Source organism: Sporosarcina sp. HYO08 (assembly GCF_001563475.1).
Classification (GTDB): domain Bacteria; phylum Bacillota; class Bacilli; order Bacillales_A; family Planococcaceae; genus Sporosarcina.
Genome location: NZ_LPUT01000010.1, coordinates 1 through 8,808, shown reverse-complemented (window position 1 = coordinate 8,808; position 8,808 = coordinate 1). Strand labels below are relative to the sequence as shown.

8 protein-coding genes are annotated in these 8,808 nt (G+C 35.3%); 6 read left to right on the top strand and 2 right to left on the bottom strand.

Annotated features, from left to right (window positions below; genetic code table 11):
* Positions 1–239 precede the first annotated feature (239 nt).
* From AU377_RS04445 to AU377_RS04435, 3 genes are all read left to right on the top strand, one after another.
* A complete protein-coding gene (locus tag AU377_RS04445; protein WP_067404813.1) occupies positions 240–1,469 on the top strand; it encodes a polysaccharide pyruvyl transferase family protein in 1,230 nt (409 codons plus the stop codon).
* 350 nt (positions 1,470–1,819) lie between these two features.
* Positions 1,820–3,106 carry a lipopolysaccharide biosynthesis protein gene (locus AU377_RS04440; protein WP_067404810.1) on the top strand — a complete coding sequence of 429 codons (1,287 nt, stop codon included), beginning with the start codon at positions 1,820–1,822 and terminating at the stop codon, positions 3,104–3,106.
* A gap of 170 nt (positions 3,107–3,276) precedes the next feature.
* Positions 3,277–4,443 (top strand): nucleotide sugar dehydrogenase, encoded by a 1,167-nt coding sequence (locus AU377_RS04435; RefSeq protein ID WP_067404808.1) that lies wholly within the window; start codon positions 3,277–3,279, stop codon positions 4,441–4,443.
* Between the two features lie 142 nt (positions 4,444–4,585).
* On the opposite strand, the gene AU377_RS04430 is transcribed toward AU377_RS04435, so the two are convergent.
* Positions 4,586–5,386, bottom strand: a complete 801-nt coding sequence (locus AU377_RS04430; RefSeq protein WP_067404817.1) for an ExeA family protein — start codon at positions 5,384–5,386, stop codon at positions 4,586–4,588.
* A gap of 74 nt (positions 5,387–5,460) precedes the next feature.
* A complete protein-coding gene (locus AU377_RS15235) occupies positions 5,461–5,601 on the bottom strand; it encodes a transposase domain-containing protein (RefSeq protein ID WP_082731923.1) in 141 nt (46 codons plus the stop codon).
* Between the two features lie 192 nt (positions 5,602–5,793).
* Between AU377_RS15235 and galE the strand changes: the two genes are divergently transcribed.
* From galE to AU377_RS04415, 3 genes are all read left to right on the top strand, one after another.
* Positions 5,794–6,789, top strand: a complete 996-nt coding sequence (gene galE / locus AU377_RS04425) for a UDP-glucose 4-epimerase GalE (RefSeq protein WP_067404805.1) — start codon at positions 5,794–5,796, stop codon at positions 6,787–6,789.
* A 270-nt stretch (positions 6,790–7,059) separates the two neighbouring features.
* Positions 7,060–7,332 carry a hypothetical protein gene (locus AU377_RS04420; RefSeq protein ID WP_067404802.1) on the top strand — a complete coding sequence of 91 codons (273 nt, stop codon included), beginning with the start codon at positions 7,060–7,062 and terminating at the stop codon, positions 7,330–7,332.
* Positions 7,333–8,141: 809 nt separating this feature from the next.
* Positions 8,142–8,414, top strand: a complete 273-nt coding sequence (locus tag AU377_RS04415; RefSeq protein WP_067404800.1) for a hypothetical protein — start codon at positions 8,142–8,144, stop codon at positions 8,412–8,414.
* The last annotated feature ends 394 nt before the right edge of the window (positions 8,415–8,808 follow it).

The following is an 8,808-nucleotide window of genomic DNA, read 5'->3' as shown; positions in this document are numbered from 1 at the left end:
GTAGAGTTCGACAATTGTTTGTTTAAATTCTTGGTTATAACGTTTTTGTTTCATTCCGGACACGTCCTCTCTATTCTTAGGATAGAGACTTAACCAACTTGTGTCCATACATCCATACTAGCACCAATGTATTCTTAATAGTAATAAATTTCATCTTAAACCTAAGAGAAAAAGTAAAAATAAGGAATTTGAAATGGCATTTTAATAACATTATATTAACAGGAAGCAGGTCTATTAAAATGAAATATATAATAATAGTTGGGGGCGAACTACACAATAAAGGTGCCCAAGCAATGACATATACTGTTGTTGATCAGGTAAAAAAAAACCATCCCAATAAGAAAGTAGTCTTATTTAGTGAAATATATAATGATAGGGATAAACTAGAAGAGAAGAAACTAAATTTTGACATTTTTTATTTTCCGGCTAGAGCAAAGATGGATATATTGGGTTTTGGATATATTAGCAAATTTGGTTTAAAAGAATATTTAAAGTTATTAATTAAAGGTACAGGTGTTTCTTCTGACAAACTGGAAAAGATTAAAAATATTATCAAAAACGCAGACGCAATGATAGATATTAGTGGATATGCATTATCTTCACAACGAGGCTATTTTGCTAGTATGAATTATCTATATAATATTATGATTGCCAAGAAATATAGTATCCCTATGAACCTTTTACCACAATCATTTGGTCCATTTCATTATACTCCTAAAGAAATGAGAAAGTTAAAACCTTTAATAAAAGAATATCTAGAGTATCCAGAAGTTATATTTGCTAGGGAAGAAGATGGGATAGAAAACCTAAAAACGGTTGGTATTGAAAATGTAAGAAAGAGTTTCGATATTGTTCTACAGGGTGATAAAGAATATGATGTATCAAATATATTTAAAATACCATCTAATAGTGTCTCTTTAGAGGTTACTATTGAAAAAAATTCAATAGGTATCATTCCAAATCAGCAGATAATGTCACATGGAAGTAGTACTGAATTATTTGAAATATATAATTCAATAATTGATTTTATTATAAAAAAAGGGAAAAGAGTTTACCTCATTAATCATTCCACATTAGATCTAGAAATATGTAAAAAAATAAAGGCTTCATTTAGTAATGAAGATAATGTAATACTAATTGAACAAGAACTTAACTGTATTGAAATTAACTCGGTCCTTAAGAAATTGGATTTTATTATAGCTTCAAGGTATCATGCAATTGTTCATTCGTATAAACTTGGAATACCCGCGCTTGTATTCGGTTGGGCAGTTAAATATAAGGAGTTACTTAAAGCTGTTAACCAAGAACAATACCTGTTTGACGTCCGTGAGAGCATTGAACAGAAAAAGCTAACCAGTGCACTAGACCATTTAATAATGAACTATAATCAAGAAACGGTTGTAATTGAAGAAAAGTTAAATAATCTTAATAAACATAGTGTTTTTGAAGATATCAAAGTAAGATATTAGTTTATAGGTTTGCGTTCCTTGTTAAAATAATTCTCTTGATATACTATACTAATGAAGCTTGGACAAATAATTTATCTGGTTGTTATTGTTAAAAGATATTTTATTATAAAGCGGTATTAGAGTTAAATAAGTAGGTGTAGATAGAAACCATGCTATGTGTTTGGTTTCTATTTTTTTAAAGTAAGCTTTAAAAATTTATTTAAGTTTCGAAGTAGTTGATTAAAAGGGGAGAGGGTTTAATACTAGTATATGGTCATCACAATAATTATTAAATGTGATTAACTATGAGTGTATATTGGTGGTGGAGCATACGCTACATTGGATCGAGGAGATAAAGGAGTATTAGTTAAATGAAGTCTAAATTGAAAAAAATTTTAAAAAAGCCTTTTGTTAGAAATGTAATCATAATGGCAACTGGAACAGCAGCTGCTCAAGGGATTTCATTGTTGTTATTACCATTAATAACCAGGTTGTATGGCCCTGAAGCGTATGGCTTAATGGGGGTATTCATGGCAGTAGTTATGATTGTTACTCCTATTGCAGCTCTTACCTACCCTATAGCAATAGTACTTCCAAAACAGGATGAGATTGCTAAAGCTTTAATTAGACTTTCTTTGTATATTACACTGGGTATATCTGGGATAACTTTATTCATCCTATTACTTTTTAAGCAACCAATAGTTCAGTTATTTCAAATTGAAGATATTGCCCCATATTTATTTTTAATTCCAATAGTAATTTTGTTTGCTGGCTTATTTCAGGTTATGGATCAATGGTTAGTTCGTACAAAGCAATTTGGAACCACTGCTAAAGTGACATTTCTACATGCATTAATAGTTCAGGGGAGTAAGGTAGGAGTGGGATTATTCCATCCAATGGCAAGTGTGTTAATTACGTTATCAGCTTTAGGTACTGGAATAAGAATTATTTTATTAGCCTTATTTACAAAAGGAACGGACATCAAAAGTTTTTTTGACATAAATAAAAACCATGAACAAGTGTCTCTAAAAGCAGTAGCTAAGACACATAGAGACTTTCCGTTATACCGAGCACCACAAACTCTTATTGATGCAATTTCTCAGAACTTACCTATTTTGATGTTGACGAGTTTCTTTGGTCCAGCTTCGGCAGGATTTTATACTATTGGGAGAACGGTACTAAGTGTTCCTGTACAATTAATTGGAAATTCTGTAGGTGATGTATTTTATCCTCGTATTTCTGAGGCTGGTAATAATGGTGAAAATCTAACAAAGTTGATTAAAAAGGCTACAATAGCTTTAGCATCAGTAGGAATTATCCCATTTGGAATTGTAATTATTTTTGGTCCATGGCTTTTTAGTTTTGTATTTGGTGAAGGGTGGGCGACAGCTGGGGAATATGCCAGGTGGATTGCACTATGGATTTTCTTTATGTTTATAAATGGTCCAAGTATTAAAGCTATCCCTGTATTGTCATTACAGGCATATCAATTAAAATATAGTATAATAACAATAATTATTAGAACAACAGCATTAGCTATAGGATATTTTATTTTTTCGAGCGATTTAGTAGCTATAGCTTTATTTGGAATATCAGGTGCAGTACGTACTTTTACTTTAACTTTAATAATTATTCATAAAAGTAAGAAGTTATATTAATACGGTGTAGTTAACATTATGTTTTTACTGAGAATAGATATCTCAAAAATAAAAAGCTGTAACCTCAATTAAAGGAAATGCATTGCATATGCACTAATAGATTATAGTTTGTAAATAGAATTTTTGATAAAACAGTATGAGCGAAAAGAAGCAAGGGTGTGTAGCGAGAAATGAAAATAACAATCGCAGGAACTGGATATGTTGGTTTATCCAATGCCATATTACTAGCGCAACATAATGAAGTAATTGCTCTTGATATCATTCAAGAAAAAGTGAATATGATTATTAATAAAAGGTCACCAATTATTGATAACGAGATAGAAGAATATTTAGCAACGAAGGAACTAAATCTAACTGCAACAACCGATAATTATAAAGCATATAAAGATGCAGATTATGTAATTATATCAACACCAACGAATTATGATCCTGATAGAAACTATTTTAATACCAGAACTGTTGAAGCGGTTATTGCTAATGTACTATCTATTAATCCGGATGCTGTAATGGTAATCAAATCAACAGTTCCAGTTGGTTATACAGAAAAAATAAAAGAAAAATTTGAAACCGAAAATATTATTTTCTCACCTGAATTTTTACGTGAAGGAAAGGCATTGTATGATAACCTATATCCTTCACGTATAATTGTTGGCGAACAGTCTGAAAGAGCAAAAGTATTTGCTGACTTGTTAGTTCAAGGAGCTATTAAGGAAGATATTCCTTTGTTGTTTACAAATTCAACAGAAGCAGAGGCTATTAAATTATTTGCTAACACTTACCTTGCGATGAGAGTCGCATTTTTTAATGAGCTCGATTCTTATGCAGAAGTAAGAGGGTTAGACAGTAAGCAAATTATTGATGGTGTAGGTCTAGATCCACGAATTGGTAATCATTATAATAATCCTTCCTTTGGCTATGGTGGATACTGTCTGCCTAAAGATACAAAGCAGCTATTAGCTAATTATGAAGATGTTCCAAATAATATAATGACAGCTATCGTAGATGCAAACAGAACAAGAAAAGATCATGTTGCCGAGATGATTATTAAGAAGAATCCTAAGATTGTTGGAATCTATAGGCTTACTATGAAAATGGACTCTGATAACTTCAGACAATCCGCGATCCAAGGTGTTATGAAGCGAATTAAAGCTAAAGGTATTGAAGTAGTTGTATATGAGCCAGCACTTCATGAAGATACATTCTATAATTCAAGAGTGATAAATGATTTTGAAGAGTTTAAGAGAGTTTCAGATGTAATTGTTGCAAATCGATTGTCTAATGATTTACGTGATGTAGAGGACAAGGTATATACAAGGGATTTGTTTAGTAGAGATTAATAGATAACCCGCTGGGCCAGATTGAACTGCACCCCGTCAAGTAGACTGTTAATGACATAAGAAATCGACCGGAATTTGACGTGGTCTTTTGTCCCGATATTGCTGGTTTTTATGTCCACGTTCGATTAAAGGAAAGGAGAACTTATGCAAGTTCTCCCTCAATCACTTTCTTTACCATTCTATCGTCGATGATCCGATAACCGTTTTGTGATCCAAATAATAGACAATGCGTCGCAAGCTTATTAATCAGTCTAGATGCGCCGCTAGTATACTGATGGATTTCATCAATGGCTGCCTCCGAGAATATATCCCTCTCCACCCCTGCATATGTTAGGTGTCGCTCCATGTACTGGGAAACCTCCGCGCGATCTAGATGGCCAAGCTTGCATTGAATGTCAATTCGCTGACGAATCGCGGAGAATGACTGTAGCTGCAGCCGATCCCATAGTTCGCTTTGACCTACCATAATCAAAGCCATCGGGCTTTGTGCATCCATCCTGAAGTTCAGAAGGAAACGCACCTCTTCCAACATTTCACGATCCAACAGATGCGCCTCATCAACCACCACAACAGGCGTCAGTCCATGGATTCCTTTCATTAATTCAATTTCCCGATGTAGCTGCCGTTTTGCATCACCCCGATAGAACTTCGATTCAAGACCCAGTTGTTCTAACATTCCTTTATAGAAGTGTCTGGGTGTTAATTTCGAATCGGACAGGTAAAGTAGCTTGAAACGAGTTGAATCTAGTTGATCCGTAAATCTTCGAATCGCCGTCGTTTTTCCAAGTCCGCAATCGCCGGTCATTACCGCAAATAGTTGACGCTCTGCCGCATAATTCAACCTGCCCATGATCTCTTCAAGACCTGCTGACTCATATAATTCACCGGTAGGAATATCGCGAGAAAAAGGGGTCATTTTCATCCCATAGAACTGCTCAAACATGGAAATCACCACTTTTTCCAAGGTAAGCGTCAAATAAAGCCCACCTATCGATGAAGTGGGCTTTATTATATGATTTATTTAGTTTTATTCGGGACGTGGCAATCTGCCGGAAGGGTCTTCGACCAAGGAAGTAGCCGATCCAGTGCTTCTTTATCCGACACATCGATTAATGGCAGCTGTTCAAAGACATGTGTTAAGTAATTGAGTGGGTTAATGAAAGGTGCCTGTGCACGATACTATTCAGACAATACGCTACAATTGCATACACCGAAATAGGAAGTCATTTGTTATGGTCTTTGTAGATTGTTTTGTCGTATCTTTACACACTTATATAAATATATTCTGCAAAGGCACCTTTCAAATCAAATTAACAGTTAATGTTTGAAACAGAAGGTGGTACTAACCCAATGAATATACTAGTAACTGGTGGTGCCGGATATATAGGCTCACATACGTGTGTTGCTTTATTAGAAGCAGGGTACTCCGTAATTGTTGCCGATAACCTTTGCAACGGTAAAGAAGAGACCTTGAATAAAGTAAAGCAACTAACAAACAAAGATCTAACCTTTTATGAAATAGATGTAACAGATGATATAGCAGTTAACACCATCTTTTCTAAACATGAAATAGATGGTGTTATTCATTTTGCTGGCCTGAAGGCGGTAGGTGAATCGGTGGAAAGACCACTAACTTATTACAATAACAACGTTGTTAGTACAATGGTACTTGCCAAAGCTTGTTTGACATATGGTGTGAATCGTTTTGTCTTTAGCTCATCGGCAACTGTGTACGGGGATAATAAAGTACCGTTTATAGAAACGATGGATCTTTTACCAACTACTAATCCTTATGGTGAAACAAAAGCAATGAGTGAGCGGATTCTAACAGATATAGTAAAAGCTAATCCAGCTTTCTCAGTTTCACTCCTTCGATATTTCAACCCAGTAGGGGCTCATGAGAGCGGGTTAATTGGAGAAGCGCCCAATGGAATTCCAAATAACCTGATGCCATATGTAACTCAAGTGGCAAAAGGTAAACTTGAGAAGTTAAGCGTGTTCGGAAATGATTATCCAACGGTCGACGGTACAGGCGTACGTGACTATATTCATGTAATGGATCTAGCAGAAGGACATGTAGTAGCGTTAGATCATCTTACTGAGGGTGTTCATGTCTATAACTTGGGGACCGGACAGGGGACTAGCGTACTGGAATTAGTGAATGCTTTTGAAGAAGCAAATGGTATTAAAGTTCCCTATGAAATTGTTGAGCGGAGACCTGGGGATATAGCATCATTCTATGCCGATGCTTCAAAAGCAAAGCGGGAACTAGGATGGACGGCTAAACGCGATGTTATTGCGATGTGCCGGGATGCTTGGAGATTTGAGAAGAATTATATGGAATGAGTAGAAAATGATTATTACCCGCAGGGCTGTTTTATTTGGCAACTTGGCGGGTGTGTTTTTTTATGTATGGAATTTAGTACGTTAATGCGTGAAAAAGAAAGAGCTCATTATGATCCGATTTAAATTTAATATCTAAAAACATTGATATTTCAGACTAAGGGAACTAAAATAATTTAGTACGACAATATGCATGTGTAATTGATTTAACAGTTTCCATTTATAGTTACCATGTTTGCCCGTTCTAAAGCAAACGCTAAAGGAGAAAATGCCATGCAAACGAAATGTTACATCATCTTGGGAAACAATCAGGACACAGATCAATTGGTTGAGCATTTACGCGGTAGGGACGATGGCACGATTACAATTATTGATAAGGAAATGAAGGGACTCAGAAGAAGCGGGGATCTTGTTTATGCAGGGGAAGACTATGTTGAATCCATTCAAGATATGAATTTACCTTTTGTGTATTACCACTACATACTGCCACAGTATCGGAGAGATGGACGGAAATGGAAAAGGGAATTGCTAGCTGACGTTAAATAAGGTTAAGAGTTATAAGGAAATTACATAAAGAAATCATCGTCAAATGAGCCCATCTGATTTTTTAGGTGGGTTTTAATATGCATGTACTTTTGCTTCGGCGAATGTTATAACCAAATTCGCGTAAGAGCGATTTCTACAAAATTATAGCGAGAATGTTTTGTGAATATTTAAAACATTATATTGGCAGCTAGCGACGTTTTATATCTTAAAAAATTTACTATAATAAAACAAAAATGAAGTGAGTGAGGAAAGAGAATGAAATCCTATCAAACGGTTTCTAAAAAAGCGAGAAAGTTCGAGTTTGAGAAACAAAATGTAAATATATTAGAGGTTTATATGAATGATTTAAGGGGATTTTTAGGATTTTCGATTAAAAAAGGGTGCCTGTGCACGACACTATTCTGACAATACACTACAATTGCATACGCCAAAATTACGAAGCCAATTGTCATGATATTTGTAGAACTTTGGGTTGTATTTTCATACGTATGTTTGAATTATCATAAGAGTATTTGGCAACCTTCACTAGCAAGGAATGAATAAGAAGATGGTAAATACCCGCTAGGCTGTTTTATTTGGCAGCTTGGCGGGTGTGTTTTTTTGTGTATTTACTTTAGTACGTTAATGTGTGAAAAAGAAAGAGGTCATTATGACCTGGTTGAATTAATGTCTAAAAACATTGATATTTTAGACTAAAGGGACTAAAATAATTTCATGGGATAATATACATGTGTAATTAATTTAACAGTTTCCATTTATAGTTACCATGTTTGCCTGTTCTAAAGCAAACGCTAAAGGAGAAAACTGCCATGCAAACGAAATGTTATATCATCTTGGGAAACAATCAGTACACAGATCAATTGGTTGAGCATTTACGCGCTAGGGACGATGGCACGATTACAATTATTGATAAGGATATGAAGGGACTCAAAAGAAGTGGGGATCTTGTTTATGCAGGGGAAGACTATGTTGAATCCATTCAAGATATGAATCTACCTTTTGTTTACTACCACTACATACTGCCGCAGCATCGGAGAGATGGCCGGAAATGGAAAAGGGAATTGTTGGCTGACGTTAAATAAGGTTAATGATTACGGCCATGCGATTTTACCACTTGTGACATCTTTTTTACCATTAAAGGCCAAATGGTTTACCACGCAACGCCACCTCATGTAACAGTACACCGAGATGGCATGCAACTGGGGAGTGAGCGGTTTTTAACAGCATAACCATCAAGCGGCATAGGTTGATTAACAACTTGACACCGAGCCTCTACGGGCATGATTCCCAAGCCAGGAAACCAGTAACACGTGCTAGCTTGTTCCGCCACTCGGTGTAAAGTAAAAAAAGTGCCTATTATGTTAAATAGATAGAAAAATGAAAGAAACCATTGTTTTCAGGGTATAGGGAAAGTACCAATCACAGAACTTCCGAACCCACCCCACCAATAAAAGAGGAGCTGAAAACAATGGTTAT

Coding starts and splice junctions, on each gene's coding strand:
- AU377_RS04445 (WP_067404813.1), top strand. CDS start 240: ATGAAATATATAATAATAGTTGGGGGCGAACTACACAATAAAGGTGCC.
- AU377_RS04440 (WP_067404810.1), top strand. CDS start 1,820: ATGAAGTCTAAATTGAAAAAAATTTTAAAAAAGCCTTTTGTTAGAAAT.
- AU377_RS04435 (WP_067404808.1), top strand. CDS start 3,277: ATGAAAATAACAATCGCAGGAACTGGATATGTTGGTTTATCCAATGCC.
- AU377_RS04430 (WP_067404817.1), bottom strand. CDS start 5,386: ATGTTTGAGCAGTTCTATGGGATGAAAATGACCCCTTTTTCTCGCGAT.
- galE (WP_067404805.1), top strand. CDS start 5,794: ATGAATATACTAGTAACTGGTGGTGCCGGATATATAGGCTCACATACG.
- AU377_RS04420 (WP_067404802.1), top strand. CDS start 7,060: ATGCAAACGAAATGTTACATCATCTTGGGAAACAATCAGGACACAGAT.
- AU377_RS04415 (WP_067404800.1), top strand. CDS start 8,142: ATGCAAACGAAATGTTATATCATCTTGGGAAACAATCAGTACACAGAT.